Raw genomic sequence first — 16,251 nt, forward strand, 5'->3', positions numbered from 1 at the left:
AACATCCAAGCAGTCTGGTAAGCGTTTAGTGCTTGTTGTGTCGTAGCCAGTTTTCTCATAAGCTAGGAGAAGACCAGCATTTGGATCAAGCGCTTTTGTAGCTGGAAGTCCATACTCTGGGTCGAGAAGCATAGATGATGCGTATTTGGTCAATTCATCTGCAACCAAGACTTTGAGTTCTTCCATTTGAGCCACTGTTGGCTCTTCTGTTTGGTATTGAGCCATGAGGCGTTTCAAAGCACCACGTTGATCAAAGGCAAGAGCGGAGATAATGCCGTTCTCGTCAGAAAGTTTTTGCAGGCAGGCTACTTTATTGGGACTTAATTGTAATTTACTCATAGACACTTCCTTATTTTTGATAGTCATGAATTATCACACCTTGTACCACACGGTTTACTGTACCTGTAGGAGACGGTGTATCTGGTTTATTTTCTACCTTGAGTGAAGTCAAGAGGGCAAAGAGTTGAGCATAAACGATGTAAGGGAAGACACGGTAAATATCGTTCAAGACACCACCACAACCAAGGGCTACTTCTTTGACATTTTCAAGACCAAAGGCTTGATCACTCAAGAGCACAACACGACGAGCAATCTGGTCACCAGCCACTTCACGAACCAAGTCCAAGTCGTACTTGCGAGTGTAGTCTGTCGTTGTGCCAAAGACCAAAACAACGGTATCTTCGTTGATCAATGATTTTGGACCGTGACGGAAGCCAACTGGGCTCTCATACATGGTCGCCACTTGACCAGCAGTTAATTCCAAAATCTTGAGCTGAGCTTCATGAGCAAGGCCAAAGAAAGGACCAGCGCCCAGGTAGATAACACGGTTAAAGTCAAGTTCAACCAGCTCTTTAACATCTGCTGCATTGTCTAGAACTTTACGGGCAAGACTAGAAACAACTCCAAAACGTTCAGATTTAACAGCAAATTCTGTAGGATCAAAGACCAAGAGAGCTGTCAACATCATGGACGTAAAGCTAGAAGTCATGGCAAACCCAGCGTCATTAGAAGCAGCCGGTTGCAAGAGCAAGAGATTGCGGTCATCGCCATGAGCTTGAAGAGCTAATTTCCCTTCTGCAGCACATGTAATGGTCACTTGGTAAAGGTCGTCAACCAAGTCTTTAGCCAAATCAACCGTCGCCACACTTTCAGGTGAATTTCCACTACGAGCAAAGGAAACAAGGACAGTAGCCACATCTTTTTTCAGATAGGTTTCTGGATTGGCAACAATATCAGTTGTCGCAATGGCATTGAAATTCCATTTGCGTTCGTCATAGACTTCCTTAAAGTATGGCACCAAGGTATCTCCCACATAAGCGGAAGTACCAGCACCCGTCAAGATGACCTTGATATAGTCATGTTTATCAGCGATACCTTGCAAAAAGGTTGCAATTTCTTCACGTTTCGCTTGATAGGCTTCAAAAGCTTCTTTCCATACATCAGGCTGTTGGTAGATCTCACGAGTCGTGATTTCTGCACCCAGTTCAAGTAATTCTTCTTTTGTGTAATTTAGCATAGAGTTCCTCTAATCTATTATTGTTTCATTCCTATTGAAAATATGGGAATGGGATTGACTCCCATTCCCATGTATATTCTATATAAGATGCTCTAAGTCACATCTTATTCATCTTCGTCATCATCGAAGCCCGCTAACAGGTCATTGACTTTCACGATGCTTTCTGCAGCACGGTTCTTGTAGTCCGCATCTGCGCCTGTAAGGCTAGCATTGATAAATTCAATCACCATTGGAAGATTCATCCCTGCGTAGAGTTCAATGTCGCGACCTTCCATGATCAAACGGCTTACCACGTTACAAGGTGTTCCGCCGAGAAGGTCCGCAAAGACTAGGAAATCATCCAATCCTTCGATAGCAGCTTCAAATTTTGCAGTAAATTCTTCTGGACCATCTTCTGGAAGAAGAGCCACTGCATGAATGTTGTCTTGTGGACCCATGATCATTTCTGTGCTACCTTTCAGTTCTTCACAGAAACGACCATGACTCACCAAAATTAATGATTTACTCATAAATTATGCGCCCATTCCAAGCAAGAATTTACCGATGAATGAAAGACCTACTGCAAGAACGATAATGATACCGATCGCTTTAGTAGAGTTCATACCTTTCTTACCAAGCAACCAGAAGATAAAGGCAGTAAAGATTGCTGGAAGCAAGCGTGGGAAGATTGAGTTCAAGATGTCTTGGAAGTCAATCATCTTTTCACCGATTGGCAATTTGTAAGAAATGTCAAAGTTGATCATTGTTGCTACAAGAGCACCCATCATGAAGACACCAAGTACAGATGCAGCGTCAATTAAAGCTGTCAAGGTACTTTGCATGTTGTTGATAAGGTTAACCCCTTCTTTGTAGGCAAATTCCAATTGTTTCCAACGGAAGATGTCATAAGCAACTGCAACTGCGATCCAAAGGAAGATACCCCATGGTTGACCTGCGATAGCCATAGTTGCTGCGATAGATCCCATGATAGCAGGTACAAGTGAACCAAAGATTGTATCTCCAAGAGGAGCAAATGGTCCCATCAAACCTGTCTTGATACCGTTAACGGCATCTTTTGAACCCACACCATCTTTTTCTTCCATGGCAAGGTCAAAACCAGCGATAATTGTGTGGAAGAATGGTGAAGTATTGAAGAATTGAGTATGAACTTTCATCATTTCTTTCAATTCAGGAGTTCCATCCCCATACATTTTACGCAATTGAGGCAAGATCATGTAAAGGTAACCAGAAGCTTGCATACGTTCGTAGTTCCAACCTAATTGGAAAGTAAACAAGCTACGTTTGTTGATTTGATTAAAATCTTCTTTTGTAAGTTTGTAATTAGAATTCGTCATCTTCGATTTCCCCACTTTCTGATGGTGTAGAAGGTGCTGCTACAGCTACTTTTTGGCTGTTCTTAAAGTGAACAACTGCAAGGAAGATACCTACGATAGAAACACCGATCATAGACAAACCTTTGAAGTTGTTAGCAAAGCCAATCTTTTCAGCAACATCAGCAGGAAGAGTACCAAGGATACCCGCAACAGCTCCACCAAGACCTGTTACATATGAGTAAAGGACAGTCAACATAGCTGTCAAACCAAATCCCATTGCAAGGTAGTGAAGGTTACGTTTAACTGGAAGGTAACGAAGCAAGATTGCAAATCCAAGACCTGGAAGCATACGACCTGCAAGTGTCAAACCGTCTGCAACCCATTGGTATTCTTTAACAAGGTCTACTACTGATTGTACGAAAGCACCACCAAAAGCAAGAGCGAAGAATACTGGAAGGGCACGAGAAAGAGCCCATGGAAGCGCACCAAGTAGGTAGTTGCGTTCGATACCTTTGTAGTCAAAGCGTTCGATCGCAGCATCAATACGGTGTGCAAAGAAAGTAGTTGTCATACGTCCAAGAACGTCGAAGTATGTCAAAAGTGCCGCTACTGGTACAGCGATTGTTGTAATCGCAAGGTCTGTATCAATACCTTGAGAGATAGAGAATGCTGTTGCAAGAACCGCACCAGAAGTTGCGTCGATACGAGAAGCACCACCGAAGGTACCAACCCCGAGAACGAACAACTGCAAGCTACCACCGATAAACAAACCAGTTGTCACATCTCCCATGATCAAACCAGTAATAAAACCAGCGAATACAGGGGAACCTGCAGATGAAACGATTGTCAACTCATCACAGATTTGATAAGCTGAGTACAAAGTGAGAAGTAAAATTTGCCACCATTGTATCATAACAATGACCTCCTAAAAATTTTTTCCTATTTTAATAAGCTCAAAAAGTCTGAAACTGGATCATTTGGAACCATTTGAGCAGTGAGTTTCACACCTTTTTCTGCTAGTTTGTGGAAGTCTTCCACATCCTTGTCTACCACGTTGATAGAACGTGTGATAGAGCGAGTTTCTGGTGTTTGAGACATATTGCCGACGTTGAGTGTTTCAAGCGGAACACCTGCTTCGACCAAACCAAGGAAACGGTCTGGTTTACGTGCAACGATAAAGAGACGTTGGCTATCGTATTTACCAGCAAGGATATTTGCTGCTGCTTTCTCAACTGGCAAGATACTGAGTTTCACACCTGGTGGTGTCGCAAGTTTCAAACCACTCTTTTCAATATCGTTGTTAACAACTTCGTCGTCTACAACCATAATGCGTGAAACATTTAGTTTTCCAGCCCAAAGATTGGCTACTTGACCATGGATCAAACGTCCATCGATACGGCATCCTACAATTGTCATAAGTTTTCCCCCTTTATGTGTTTTAGTGTAGGTTTACGAGTTAAATGAATCTCTTCTTTATATTCGCCCTCAGTTTCAAAGATGATGATGCGGTTAGCACCTTCCTTGAGATAGCTATGAGGGATATAAAGTGAGAGGGTCGGGCCGACGTTCCAGAAACGCCCTAGGTGGCGCCCGTTGACAAAGGCAACTCCCTTACCAAACTCAGACAAGTCTAAGTAGGTATCCTTCGGCTCTTCGACCGTAAAGTCGAAAGCGTAAAAGGCTGGTTGTCCTTCTGTCCATCCTTTTGAAAAATCAATCTTCTCAGGATTATCCAGTGGCAGTGGATATTGTTTCCAATTCAGTAAGAAATGTAGATCTTTGCAGACACCTGTACGAATTCCTTTATGTTGCGTATCTGCTAAGAACTTGTGTCCATAGTTAACACGCCCCATATTTTCGATCAGGATATCAATCTCTGAACAGCCTTCTCGATTGCCCTGACAGTAGATGTCTTCACCAATCTCTGTCTGGTATTGAGTAGCAATCCATTGACCATCTACAAAGAGTTGAGCTCGGTCACGTCCATCGATGATACGGAGGCGTTCCTCTTCTGCATCCCAACTTGCCTCAGTGCGGTAGAGAAGGTAGCCATAGCTTTGTCCAAGTTCTTCCATCGCTTTTGGATAGAGGCTTTCAGTAGGACTAGAGAGACTATCCAGGGTTTCAAACAAGGACACTTTTTCGACTAGTGGAATGGATTCCATTTCCATGCTTTCCTTGTAAAGTGGTTCCAACTGTGGATACTCTGGGAAGTGTGTTGCCATCATCTTCTTGACTGCTAGGTATTTAGCAGTTGGATTTCCTTCTTCATCGAGAAGGGCATCATAGTCGTAAGATGTGACTTGTGGTAAATCTAGAGTTCCTCGAGCCGAGCAACCATTCATGAAACCAAAGTTTGTTCCGCCATGGAACATGTAAAGGTTGATAGAGCCTTGTTCCAATACCTCTCGAACAGCTTCTGCCAATTCTTTAGGATCCCGTGTGATGATAGGCTCTTTCCAACGGTTGAACCAACCATCCCAGAATTCCATACACATGAGGGGCCATTTCTTACCATACTCATCAAAGAATTCCTGCATCTGTGAAAAGTTGTACGGAGCTTTAGAACCGAAGTTCCCTGTCACAAAGAGGTCGTCTTCGATCAAGGTTCCGGCTTTCAGAGTAGCCCTCCATGGACCATCTGAAGTAAAGAGTGGGCAATCAATCCCTCGGTCTTCCATCAATTTCCGAATCGCTCGTAGATAAGACTTATCTTCTCCATAAGAGCCATATTCATTTTCGACTTGCATCATGAGAATGTTTCCGCCATTATCCAACAAGCGGGGTACAAGCCTTGGCAATAATTGGTCATAATAGCGAGCAACAGCCTCGATGTAGGCCGGGTCAGACGAGCGAATTCGCATGTCCTTGGTCAAGAGCCAAGCCGGCAAGCCACCAAATTCCCATTCCGCACAGATAAATGGAGACGGGCGTACAATGGCGTAGAGACCCAGATCTTGTGCAATTTGAAGAAATCTCTCCAAATTTCTGGCACCTTCAAAATCAAACTCCCCTTCAACAGGTTCGTGTAAATTCCAAGCCACATAGGTCTCGACTGTATTAAAGCCAAGCGCCTTTAAGTTATAGAGAGAATAATACCAATCCTCTGCTGGAATCCTAAAATAATGAATGGCGCCGGACAAAATCTTGAACGGTTTTTCGTCTAAATAGAAATCGTCCTCAATTTTAAATCTTGTCATGTTATTACCTCTGACGAATTAAGTTTGCGCTTTCATTTATTATAATATTAACTATAATCAAATCTTTTGCATTTGTCAATAGGTTTTAGAAAATTCTTTAAAATTTTTCTATTTTTTTACTTCTTTTTTACCAAAATTGTCTAAAAATAGCATGAAATGAGGGCTTTTGCACGACCTCTGTTTTGACGGCGCTTTTATATATGTGCAAAATAATATTTTTAATGTATTATGTTATTTTTTCATCTAAATGCTACTATTTTCTTTGTGTTTGTGGTAAAATCAAAGAAGGAGAAAGAAAAAAATTGAGGTGCAATTATGGCTATTCCAAAATACCAATATATTAAAGACGAACTCAAGAATAAAATCATCTCAGGTCAATTTGCGAGTGGAGACAAGTTTTATACTGAAGCAGAGTTGATCGCCATGTATGATGTCAGTTCTATCACAGTTGTTCGTGCCTTGAACGACCTTGCCAAAGATGGCTATATTGTCCGCCAACAAGGAAAAGGAACTTTTGTTTCACGCGCTCGTAAGCACAAACTCGTTGAGTTTTCAGACGTAGAAATTTTTGAAACAAAAGACGATAAGGTAACTGTCCTTTCTATCGAACGTGGAAATAAGCTTGAATATTTGGAAAAACTTGGTTTGCGTGGAGACCAGTTCTACTACAAGATCGAACGGACACGTCAAACTAACGGTGTGACCTATATCTACCACACTTCTTATATTCCCGAACAATATATCAACGCCAACTATCCGAATCTTGACTATTATAGTTCTATCTATAAACGTTTCAAATTGGATTACCGCATTCACATGACTGATGAGCATTTTGAGGAAATCAACGAAATCGCATTCCCAACACCCGAGCATGCTGCTTCTACGTTGGGAATTGATACACAATTTCCAACTGTCTTCCAAACAAAGACTACAAAACTTGAAGCCACTGGCCAAGTCCTTGCCTATAGTGAAACTTATAAGCGAGCTGACTACTACAAAATCAAATTCATCTCGTGTGATCGAGGTCATTAAGAAAAAGCTTGAGCCTAGCTCAGGCTTTTTCTATGTTCATTATAGCATGCACCATTTAGTATGAACATATGACGAAGGGTAATTCTTTAATTAGTAGTGCTTTTACTAAAAACAAGTTAAATATTGGCTAGATTTTCCTTGTTTTTAGTTTTTTGATAATTTTTTCCTAAATCTTATGATTTCCTCCATTTATTATAGTTCTTTCATAAAGCCGCTTGACTTTTTATATCTTAGATAATAAAATGAAAATAGTTTTGTGTAAACGCTATCATACAATATAATAACAGGGAGGTTTTATCATGAAACTAGAAAAGAAACAGCGCTTCTCCATTCGTAAGTACGCGATTGGAGCAGCTTCTGTACTCATAGGATTTGCTTTTGGTACCCAAGTCGTATCTGCTGACGGGATTACTCCAGCTCCAACAGCTGAAGAAACTGTTCAAACTATTCAGGAGAGTCCACAAGCAGTCAAGGAAGCTGTAGACTCCAAAGTTCCAGAAAAATTGGAAGAAAAGGCTGACGAGCCTGTAAAAGAGGAGGTCAAAGAAGACCAGGAGGCTCCTCGAACAGTTACTCCAACAACAGAAGAGTCAAGCGCACCAGTTGTGACAGAAAATACTGCTCCAACTCCTACTGCCGAGAAAGAAAGCCCTGCTCCAGCTGAAACTCCTGCTGAAAGCACTTCTTCAGAAAAGAAAAATGAAGTCGTTACACCAGCAGTGGTTGCTCCTAGCACTGAACGAGCAAGTCAGGTAAATGAAAAACTGGCGAAAAGAAAAATGATCTCAATCGATGCTGGACGCAAGTACTTCTCACCTGAGCAACTCAAAGAAATCATCGACAAAGCCAAACACTACGGCTATACTGATCTCCATCTACTAGTTGGAAATGATGGCATGCGTTTCATGCTGGACGACATGACGATCAAAGCCAATGGTAAAACCTATGCAAGTGATGATGTCAAACGTGCACTCGAAAACGGAACGGATGCCTACTACAAGGATCCAAACGGCAACCATTTGACAGAAAGTCAGATGACGGACTTGATCAACTATGCTAAAAATAAAGGTATTGGTCTCATCCCAACTGTAAACAGCCCTGGCCACATGGATGCGATTTTGCATGCCATGAAAGAACTAGGCATCCAAAAACCAAACTTTACCTACTTTGATAAGGAATCTGCTCGTACCGTTGACCTTGATAACAAAGAAGCAGTTGCATTTACCAAGGCTCTGATTGACAAGTATGCTGCTTACTTCGCTGGCAAATCTGACATTTTCAATATCGGACTCGACGAGTATGCCAACGATGCTACAAACGCCAAGGGATGGAGCGTTCTTCAGGCTGATAAATATTATCCAAATGAAGGTTATCCTGAAAAAGGATATGAGAAATTTATCGCCTATGCCAATGACCTTGCTCGTATCGTCAAATCTCACGGCCTCAAACCAATGGCCTTTAACGACGGCATCTACTACAATAGTGATACTAGCTTTGGTACTTTTGACAAAGACATCATCGTTTCTATGTGGACTGGTGGATGGGGCGGATACGACGTCGCTTCTTCTAAACTTCTAGTTGAAAAAGGCCACCAAATCCTTAACACCAACGATGCTTGGTACTATGTTCTCGGACGAAATGCCGACGGCCAAGGCTGGTACAACCTCGATCAAGGACTCAATGGTATCAAGAACACTCCAATTACTTCTATACCAAAATCTGAAGGAGCAGATATTCCATTCATCGGGGGTATGGTAGCTGCTTGGGCGGACACCCCATCTGCACGCTATTCACCATCACGCCTCTTCAAACTTATGCGTAGCTTCGCAAATGCCAATGCTGAATACTTTGCTGCCGACTATGAGTCTGCTGAGCAAGCTCTGAAAGAAGTACCAACAGACCTTAACCGCTATACTGCAGAAAGTGTCGCAGCTGTCAAAGAAGCTGAAAAAGCCATTCGCTCACTCGATAGCAACCTCAGCCGTGCCCAACAAGACACCATTGACCAAGCAATCGCGAAACTCCAAGAAGCTGTCAGCAATTTGACCTTCACACCAGAAGCTCAAAAAGAAGAAGACGCGAAACGTGAAGTTGAAAAACTTGCCAAGAACAAGGTAATCTCCATCGATGCTGGACGTAAGTACTTCACGCTCGACCAACTCAAACGCATCGTAGACAAGGCGAGCGAGCTCGGCTACTCTGATGTGCATCTTCTCCTAGGAAATGATGGACTTCGCTTCCTCCTTGATGACATGACCATCACAGCTAACGGAAAAACTTATGCAAGTGATGATGTCAAAAAGGCCATCATCGAAGGAACAAAAGCTTACTACGATGATCCAAACGGAACTACTCTTAGCCAAGCTGAAATCACTGAATTGATTGAATACGCAAAATCAAAAGGCCTCGGACTCATCCCAGCGATCAACAGCCCAGGTCACATGGATGCCATGCTCGTCGCTATGGAAAAACTTGGAATCAAGAATCCTCAAGCCAACTTTGACAAGGTCTCCAAAACAACTATGGACCTCGAAAACGAAGAGGCGATGAACTTTGTCAAAGCCCTCATCGGCAAGTACATGGACTTCTTTGCAGGCAAGACAAAGATCTTCAACTACGGTACAGACGAATATGCCAATGATGCCACCAACGCTCAAGGCTGGTACTACCTCAAATGGTATGGACTCTATGGCAAATTTGCTGAGTACTCTAACACCCTTGCTGCTATGGCCGAAGAAAGAGGCCTTCAACCAATGGCCTTCAACGATGGCTTCTACTACGAGGACAAGGACGATGTTGAGTTTGACAAGGATGCCATCATCTCTTACTGGTCTAAAGGATGGTGGGGCTACAACCTTGCATCTCCTCAGTACCTTGCAAGCAAAGGCTATAAATTCCTTAATACTAACGGAGACTGGTACTACATTCTCGGCCAAAAACCTGAAGATGGTGGCGGTTTCCTCAAAAAAGCAATTGAAAACACTAAAAAAACACCATTTAACCAGCTTGCATCTACCAAATATCCTGAGGTAGACCTTCCAACAGTTGGAAGCATGCTTGCCATCTGGGCAGATAGACCAAGTGCTGAGTATAAGGAAGAAGAAATCTTTGAACTCATGACTGCCTTTGCAGACAATAACAAAGACTACTTCCGCGCTAACTACAATGCTCTCCGTGAGGAACTTGCTCAAATCCCTGCAAGCTTGGATGGATACAGCAAGGAAAGCTTGGACGCCTTAAATGCAGCTAAAGAAGCTCTCAACTACAACCTCAACCGTAACAAACAAGCCGAGTTAGACGCTCTCGTAGCCAAACTCAAGGCAGCCCGCCTAGGCCTCAAACCAGCAGCAACCCACTCAGGAAGCCTCGATGAAAACGAACTAGCTGCCAATGTTGAAACCAAACCGGAACTCATCACAAGAGCAGAAAAGATTCCATTTGAGGTCATCAAGAAGGAAAATCCGAATCTTCCAGCCGGTCAGGAAAAGATCATCACACCAGGTGTAGATGGTGAACGCACTCATTACATCTCTGTCCTTACTGAAAATGGTAAACAAACAGAAACCGTTCTAGATAGCCAAGTAACCAAAGAACCTGTGACCCAAGTGGTTGAAATCGGTGCCCCTATTATCCACAAAGGGGATGAAAGTGGCCTTGCTCCAGCTGTCGAAGTGAAACCAAGACTGGATATCCAAGAAGAAGAAATTCCGTTCACTACTGTGACACGTGAAAATCCACTCTTGCTCAAAGGGAAGACTCAAGTCGTTACTAAAGGCGCTAACGGCCGTCGCAGTCATTACTACTCTGTGAGCACTAGTGCTGACGGTAAGGAAGTGAAAACTCTTGTAGATAGCCTTGTGACTCAAGAAGCAGTGACCCAAGTTATTGAAGTCGGAACCCTTGTAACCCATGTAGGAGACGAACACGGTCTTGCTCCAGCTGCCGAAGCGAAACCAAGACTGGATATCCAAGAAGAAGAAATTCCGTTCACTACTGTGACACGTGAAAATCCTCAATTACCACTCGGACAAACGCAAGTAGTCGTTGCTGGAGTAAATGGTCGCCGTACGATTTTCTACTCTGTCAGCACTACTGCTGACGGCAAGGAAGAAAGAACCCTTGTCAATAGTGCAGTATCGCAGGAAGCGGTCGCTCAGGTTGTCGAAGTCGGAACTGCCGTTGAGAAAACTGAGCAAGCTGAACCAACTACTAGCAAAGCAGAAGAAAAACAACTCCCTGCAACAGGAAGCCAAGACTCTGCAGGCTTGGTCGCAGTAGGACTCATGGCTACGCTAGCAGCCTACGGACTCACTAAGAGAAAAGAGGATTAAACCTCTTCGACAAGAATACAAAAAAGCGAGATTGAATCTCGCTTTTTGTTGTTATGATTAGTCACCCAGTCCGATACGTTCAAAGATATCATCCACTCGTTTAGTGTAGTATGCAGGGTTGAAGATTTCGTCGATTTCCTCTTGAGTCAGGCGTGATGTCACTTCTGGATCTGCTTCGAGAAGCGGTTTAAAGTCTACTTGATTATCCCAAGAGTAGGCCGTTTTTGGTTGCACCAAGTCATAGGCTTGCTCACGTGTCATACCTTTTTCGATCAAGGTCAACATAGCACGTTGACTAAAGATAAGACCGAAAGTTGAGTTCATGTTGCGGATCATGTTTTCTGGGAAGACCGTCAAGTTTTTGACGATATTTCCAAAGCGGTTGAGCATGTAGTCGATCAAAATGGTTGTATCTGGTGTGATGATACGCTCAGCTGATGAGTGGGAAATATCACGTTCATGCCAGAGAGCGACGTTTTCATAGGCCGTCACCATGTGACCACGGATAACACGCGCCAAACCTGTCATGTTTTCAGAACCGATAGGGTTGCGTTTGTGAGGCATTGCTGAAGACCCTTTTTGCCCTTTGGCAAAGAATTCTTCTACTTCGCGTTGCTCAGACTTTTGCAAACCACGAATCTCAGTCGCCATACGCTCGATAGAAGTTGCGATACTAGCAAGAACTGCAAAGTACTCAGCGTGAAGGTCACGAGGAAGGACCTGTGTAGAGATTTCTTGAGCACGGATACCAAGTTTGTCGCAGACATATTGCTCAACAAATGGTGGGATGTTAGCAAAGTTTCCAACCGCACCAGAGATTTTACCAGCTTCCACACCAGCCGCCGCATGCTCGAAACGCTCGATGTTACGCTTCATTTCGCTGTACCAAGTCGCCAATTTAAGACCAAAGGTTGTAGGTTCAGCGTGCACACCGTGGGTACGACCCATCATGATGGTGAACTTGTGCTCCTTAGCCTTGTCAGCGATGATGTTGGTGAAGTTTTCAAGGTCACGACGGATGATGTCGTTGGCTTGTTTGTAGAGGTAACCATAGGCAGTATCGACCACGTCGGTAGAAGTCAAGCCATAGTGAACCCACTTGCGCTCTTCACCAAGAGTCTCAGAAACCGCACGCGTGAAAGCCACCACATCGTGGCGCGTCTCCTGCTCAATCTCTAAAATACGGTCGATGTCAAAGTCCGCCTTTTCGCGAATCAAAGCCACATCTTCCTTAGGGATTTCCCCCAACTCAGCCCATGCCTCGTCAGCCAAGATTTCCACCTCAAGCCAAGCACGGTATTTATTTTCTTCACTCCAAATGTTCGCCATCTCTGGGCGAGAGTAACGGTTGATCATAATTTAAGATACCAAGGACGACCAGAAAGCAACTGAATTTTAGGAACCCAACGCAGGATGCTTGCATCCCAGGCGGATTATCTAAATTCCGAGCTTTCCGTCCAGGTTCAAGTTAGTGGAACCTGATGTCCTTTCCTTTCTAGTTTTAAAGTTATTTTTTACAGGAGAGATGCTTTTAGCACGAGTTCAAACGCTTAAACTTGCCCTCTTCTCCTTTCTTGCTTTCAATCTTTTATTTTCTGTTCCCAATTGGGGCGGAAAATAAAAATTATAGCCTTTACATATTTTAGAAGTATGACACTACATTAGCTAGTTATTTTTGTGAATGCGAATTGGAAGCTGGAACTCCTTAGTTTTCTCATCTGCTAATATTTCATGTAATATTTGATGTAGATCAGCAAAATCATTAACATTATTACCCGAACCATTCGCAAATTCTGGATATAACTTATAAAATGGTATAGAAGGAATCATTTTTCCATTCTTATTAATAACAACCAATGAAAAATCTTTACATGCTAAAGTAAATAAAAATAAATTCTCTCGAGACAACTGCTTGTTAAATCTACTCACGCCATAATTAAAGCCTGGTTCATTCAATTTAATATTAGGATTGAAGTACACTTCAAAACCTTCAGGAAATCTTTCATTTCTTAACTGTGGTAACCATACTGGATTAACAGCTACTCCAGACGCAATAGACATTGTTATTGCTGTCTTTATACACCATTTACTGATAAATAGACGCTGTAATTCAGTTATACGGTTATTTATGGTTAAGATATTTAGTGCATCTTTTTCAAAAAACTGGCCAAACCACTGGTTACAATCCCTACAAAATATATTACCTATAAGAGGTTTGACATGGTAGTTATCTGACATCCACTTAGGAGAGCAATGTTCTCTCGTTATTTCCGGTTTATTACAAGAATAACATAATTTTCCCAATTTTAAATTTGATTTTGAGGGTAGTGATTCACCACTAGTTGTCGATTGGTATACTTCATAGTCAGATGAACCTATAATATCTAAATAGTTGTTGAAATTACCAGGAATTACCTGTTTTAGACGGTTAATATTATTTACAATAGACGAAATTTTTTGCTCAAATTTATTGTCAGTTATTGAAATTTTAGACATGGGAAATATAGGTTGGTCATCATCAGATGTAGAAAATTTAACTCTACCTACAGTAGTGTGTGTCCTTGACTCCACTACAAAACTAAATGTACTTACACTACTCATAAACTTTCTTTCTTCTTCAGAAAGTTCAAATGAAATTACTTCTTGGACACCATTTTTTTTAAATTCTATTTTTAAACAATAATCACTTATGTAAGATTTGACATTTGTTAATGATTTATATGTAGTAGGTAATTCACCAAAATTATAAGGTTTGCCTCCAGATTCAATTAACCATTTTCTGAATTTTTGATCATTTGTCTTATAAACTACTAGTGGAACCAATAATGTAAAATCAATACGTTCAGAAAGTTCAGCTTCCTCTAAATCCATATCAGTTCCGCTATATTCACATATACAGCAACATACCGCGTAATTAGACTCAGATTTTTGGAATCTGTATACTGATTTCCAACTTTCTTTATTTAAAACATCAATAAACTCCATTCCTGAAACTTACCATCCTTCCTCGTAGCTCATTTAGTGAAAAACTAAAATAAACTTAAAATTATAATGCATTCTTCACTCAAACTCCTCTTTTCCAATAAACACAAATGGGTAGTTAGGTAATTCATTGAGAATAGTAGCCAATGATAAATCGCAAATCGCCAAATAGTTTTCGGGGTATATTGTGCAACTAATTCATCACGTTTAGTTTGCACATTGCCATGGACGGCACTTGCAAACAAGTTTTCAACGGCAGCTCCAGTCTTATCCTTCTCAACAAAAGCATTAACGATTATTTGAATCATAATGATTAACCAAGTCGGTAACCATAATCCGTATTTAGTTTTGTAAACACGAGAACTCTAGTCCCTCTTTTGTTTATTTCATTCTATCAAAGATTGAGTGCTCGAGTTCAAATGTTTGAACTTTTTCTATCTTCAAGTATTTTATGAATCGTATCTACTATAGTAATTCCAACAAAAGCCATTCCCCAAACATTGACAGCATATTCCATATCAGGGTTTCTTAGACTAATAATTGTAAAAATCATTAACCACACATTTTCAACAATGAAATAATATTGATGAGTACTTTTTCTAAAGCAACTTAGGAATTTTAAAATTGCATAAGGTATAATTAAGAATATACTTAATAATAGAGCACCAAATACATCAATATTAATATCCTTTAAATTCATTACAATGTTATTAGTTAAATAAAATGCAACTAATGGATAAGCAATATTAAATAGGCAAAAGCAAAATTTTTTTAAATTTTCCATAACAATTCCTTCTAATTCTAATAATAACTCACTAGAAATCTTCTTTCCCAATAAGCACGGATGGGTAGTGAGGTAATTCGTTGAGATTTGTATCCAATGGTAAATCATAAATTGCTAAATAGTTTTCAGGATATTGAGCAACCAGCTCTTCATACTTAGCTTTCATTTTTTCGTGATCGCTACTAGCATACAAGACTTCAACGACTGCTCCAGTCTTCTCTTTTTCAACAAATGCGTTGACTATTATTTGAATCATAAGAATTGATCAAGTCCGTAGCCCGTATTCAGTTTAGAGAATACGAGAGCCCTTGTTCCTTTCTATAAATTTAAAAGTTTAGGTTTACTTACATCTCAAGGAGAAACACTAGCATTCTTCCATGAGTTTCGTCCGAGGTCGATTGTATGAGCACACTTTCCTTTCTATGTTCACTTTCATAAATTCTCAATTCTACTGCTAAACATTCAAAATTTTGAACGCTTCACAAAATCGTTTAACAACAATATACTAATCATTTAATACTAGAGACATTTTTTCTTTAATTAACTTTCTGCAAATTGACAAACATTCTTCCAATTTATTATATATTTCTCTGGGAGGTTCAATATAACCTTCTGCTTGGGATTGTTGATATTTATCAAATTCTTCAGCTTCATCCCAGACAGCAACCCCTTCAGGATCAGGCAAACCAGCCAATGAACGCACTTGATATTGAAACTTTTGAAGTATTTTTCTATCAGCTTCATCCGTCAATAATATATAAAATTTATAGTAAACCTCATCAAAGTTTAAAAGTGGATTCAAGTCTTGTTTCTTCTTCGTTGAAGGTCCAATTTTAGATTCAATGATAGTTACTATGTTTCCAGCCACATAAGCAAAATCTTGGATCGTTTTTATATACATATCTCTATCTGAATTGATACGCAACTGCTGTCTTTCTTCTTGAATTAATTTTTGTTGATTTGCTTGCTCATTTTTCTTTTGGTAAAAACCGATTATAGCTAGAACAATTGTAACCATATTTGTTAAGATTAGTGTTACCAATGTAATCTTGGTTTCATTACTCATACCTTCAAAAAACCTTTCCATATATCA

The 16,251-nt window shown here is 40.9% G+C and carries 13 protein-coding genes and 2 pseudogenes; 2 read left to right on the top strand and 13 right to left on the bottom strand.

Annotation, left to right across the window (positions count from 1 at the left end; translation table 11 throughout):
* The 7 genes and pseudogenes from D8852_RS07110 to D8852_RS07140 form a co-directional block, all read right to left on the bottom strand.
* Window positions 1-339 (bottom strand): annotated as a pseudogene (locus D8852_RS07110) (tagatose-bisphosphate aldolase); the annotation flags it as partial.
* Window positions 340-349: 10 nt separating this feature from the next.
* Window positions 350-1,516, bottom strand: coding sequence for an SIS domain-containing protein (locus tag D8852_RS07115; protein ID WP_125425254.1), 1,167 nt, complete (start codon window positions 1,514-1,516; stop codon window positions 350-352).
* Between the two features lie 104 nt (window positions 1,517-1,620).
* Window positions 1,621-2,025, bottom strand: coding sequence for a PTS sugar transporter subunit IIA (locus tag D8852_RS07120; RefSeq protein WP_081102481.1), 405 nt, complete (start codon window positions 2,023-2,025; stop codon window positions 1,621-1,623).
* Between the two features lie 3 nt (window positions 2,026-2,028).
* Window positions 2,029-2,850, bottom strand: coding sequence for a PTS system mannose/fructose/sorbose family transporter subunit IID (locus tag D8852_RS07125; protein WP_000185284.1), 822 nt, complete (start codon window positions 2,848-2,850; stop codon window positions 2,029-2,031).
* Window positions 2,837-3,742 carry a PTS mannose/fructose/sorbose/N-acetylgalactosamine transporter subunit IIC gene (locus D8852_RS07130; RefSeq protein WP_045616654.1) on the bottom strand — a complete coding sequence of 302 codons (906 nt, stop codon included), beginning with the start codon at window positions 3,740-3,742 and terminating at the stop codon, window positions 2,837-2,839. The genes D8852_RS07125 and D8852_RS07130 overlap by 14 nt, the downstream gene beginning before the upstream one ends.
* Window positions 3,743-3,768: 26 nt before the next feature.
* Window positions 3,769-4,245 carry a PTS sugar transporter subunit IIB gene (locus tag D8852_RS07135; RefSeq protein ID WP_000156968.1) on the bottom strand — a complete coding sequence of 159 codons (477 nt, stop codon included), beginning with the start codon at window positions 4,243-4,245 and terminating at the stop codon, window positions 3,769-3,771.
* The gene (locus tag D8852_RS07140; protein WP_084973428.1) at window positions 4,242-6,029 is read right to left on the bottom strand and encodes a glycoside hydrolase family 35 protein; all 1,788 of its coding nucleotides are present in this window, start codon (window positions 6,027-6,029) and stop codon (window positions 4,242-4,244) included. The genes D8852_RS07135 and D8852_RS07140 overlap by 4 nt, the downstream gene beginning before the upstream one ends.
* 315 nt (window positions 6,030-6,344) lie before the next feature.
* On the opposite strand from D8852_RS07140, the gene D8852_RS07145 reads away from it, so the two are divergent.
* Window positions 6,345-7,061, top strand: a complete 717-nt coding sequence (locus D8852_RS07145; RefSeq protein ID WP_001007187.1) for a GntR family transcriptional regulator — start codon at window positions 6,345-6,347, stop codon at window positions 7,059-7,061.
* 299 nt (window positions 7,062-7,360) lie between these two features.
* Complete coding sequence (gene strH / locus D8852_RS07150; protein WP_125425255.1) at window positions 7,361-11,392, top strand: LPXTG-anchored beta-N-acetylhexosaminidase StrH; 4,032 nt, start codon at window positions 7,361-7,363, stop codon at window positions 11,390-11,392.
* A gap of 57 nt (window positions 11,393-11,449) precedes the next feature.
* Here the strand turns inward: strH and purB are convergent, their stop codons facing one another.
* The 6 genes and pseudogenes from purB to D8852_RS07180 form a co-directional block, all read right to left on the bottom strand.
* Window positions 11,450-12,748 carry an adenylosuccinate lyase gene (purB, locus tag D8852_RS07155; protein WP_000610729.1) on the bottom strand — a complete coding sequence of 433 codons (1,299 nt, stop codon included), beginning with the start codon at window positions 12,746-12,748 and terminating at the stop codon, window positions 11,450-11,452.
* A 309-nt stretch (window positions 12,749-13,057) separates the two neighbouring features.
* Window positions 13,058-14,377 carry a hypothetical protein gene (locus D8852_RS07160; protein WP_084975718.1) on the bottom strand — a complete coding sequence of 440 codons (1,320 nt, stop codon included), beginning with the start codon at window positions 14,375-14,377 and terminating at the stop codon, window positions 13,058-13,060.
* Between the two features lie 75 nt (window positions 14,378-14,452).
* A pseudogene (locus D8852_RS07165) lies at window positions 14,453-14,682 on the bottom strand (phosphoribosylaminoimidazole carboxylase).
* A gap of 107 nt (window positions 14,683-14,789) precedes the next feature.
* Window positions 14,790-15,158, bottom strand: a complete 369-nt coding sequence (locus D8852_RS07170) for a hypothetical protein (RefSeq protein WP_084975717.1) — start codon at window positions 15,156-15,158, stop codon at window positions 14,790-14,792.
* Window positions 15,159-15,189: 31 nt separating this feature from the next.
* The gene (locus D8852_RS07175) at window positions 15,190-15,414 is read right to left on the bottom strand and encodes a phosphoribosylaminoimidazole carboxylase (RefSeq protein ID WP_084975716.1); all 225 of its coding nucleotides are present in this window, start codon (window positions 15,412-15,414) and stop codon (window positions 15,190-15,192) included.
* Window positions 15,415-15,663: 249 nt separating this feature from the next.
* The gene (locus D8852_RS07180; RefSeq protein ID WP_084975715.1) at window positions 15,664-16,245 is read right to left on the bottom strand and encodes a hypothetical protein; all 582 of its coding nucleotides are present in this window, start codon (window positions 16,243-16,245) and stop codon (window positions 15,664-15,666) included.
* Window positions 16,246-16,251: the final 6 nt, after the last annotated feature.

It is taken from the genome of Streptococcus mitis, assembly GCF_003942695.1.
In the GTDB taxonomy this organism is placed as follows: Bacteria; Bacillota; Bacilli; order Lactobacillales; family Streptococcaceae; genus Streptococcus; species Streptococcus mitis_BD.

Excerpts from the sequence above, each read along its gene's own strand:
- D8852_RS07125 (WP_000185284.1), bottom strand. The coding sequence starts at position 2,850 with ATGACGAATTCTAATTACAAACTTACAAAAGAAGATTTTAATCAAATC.
- strH (WP_125425255.1), top strand. The coding sequence starts at position 7,361 with ATGAAACTAGAAAAGAAACAGCGCTTCTCCATTCGTAAGTACGCGATT.
- D8852_RS07145 (WP_001007187.1), top strand. The coding sequence starts at position 6,345 with ATGGCTATTCCAAAATACCAATATATTAAAGACGAACTCAAGAATAAA.
- D8852_RS07180 (WP_084975715.1), bottom strand. The coding sequence starts at position 16,245 with ATGGAAAGGTTTTTTGAAGGTATGAGTAATGAAACCAAGATTACATTG.
- D8852_RS07130 (WP_045616654.1), bottom strand. The coding sequence starts at position 3,742 with ATGATACAATGGTGGCAAATTTTACTTCTCACTTTGTACTCAGCTTAT.
- D8852_RS07140 (WP_084973428.1), bottom strand. The coding sequence starts at position 6,029 with ATGACAAGATTTAAAATTGAGGACGATTTCTATTTAGACGAAAAACCG.
- D8852_RS07175 (WP_084975716.1), bottom strand. The coding sequence starts at position 15,414 with ATGATTCAAATAATAGTCAACGCATTTGTTGAAAAAGAGAAGACTGGA.
- D8852_RS07115 (WP_125425254.1), bottom strand. The coding sequence starts at position 1,516 with ATGCTAAATTACACAAAAGAAGAATTACTTGAACTGGGTGCAGAAATC.
- purB (WP_000610729.1), bottom strand. The coding sequence starts at position 12,748 with ATGATCAACCGTTACTCTCGCCCAGAGATGGCGAACATTTGGAGTGAA.
- D8852_RS07120 (WP_081102481.1), bottom strand. The coding sequence starts at position 2,025 with ATGAGTAAATCATTAATTTTGGTGAGTCATGGTCGTTTCTGTGAAGAA.
- D8852_RS07160 (WP_084975718.1), bottom strand. The coding sequence starts at position 14,377 with ATGGAGTTTATTGATGTTTTAAATAAAGAAAGTTGGAAATCAGTATAC.
- D8852_RS07170 (WP_084975717.1), bottom strand. The coding sequence starts at position 15,158 with ATGGAAAATTTAAAAAAATTTTGCTTTTGCCTATTTAATATTGCTTAT.
- D8852_RS07135 (WP_000156968.1), bottom strand. The coding sequence starts at position 4,245 with ATGACAATTGTAGGATGCCGTATCGATGGACGTTTGATCCATGGTCAA.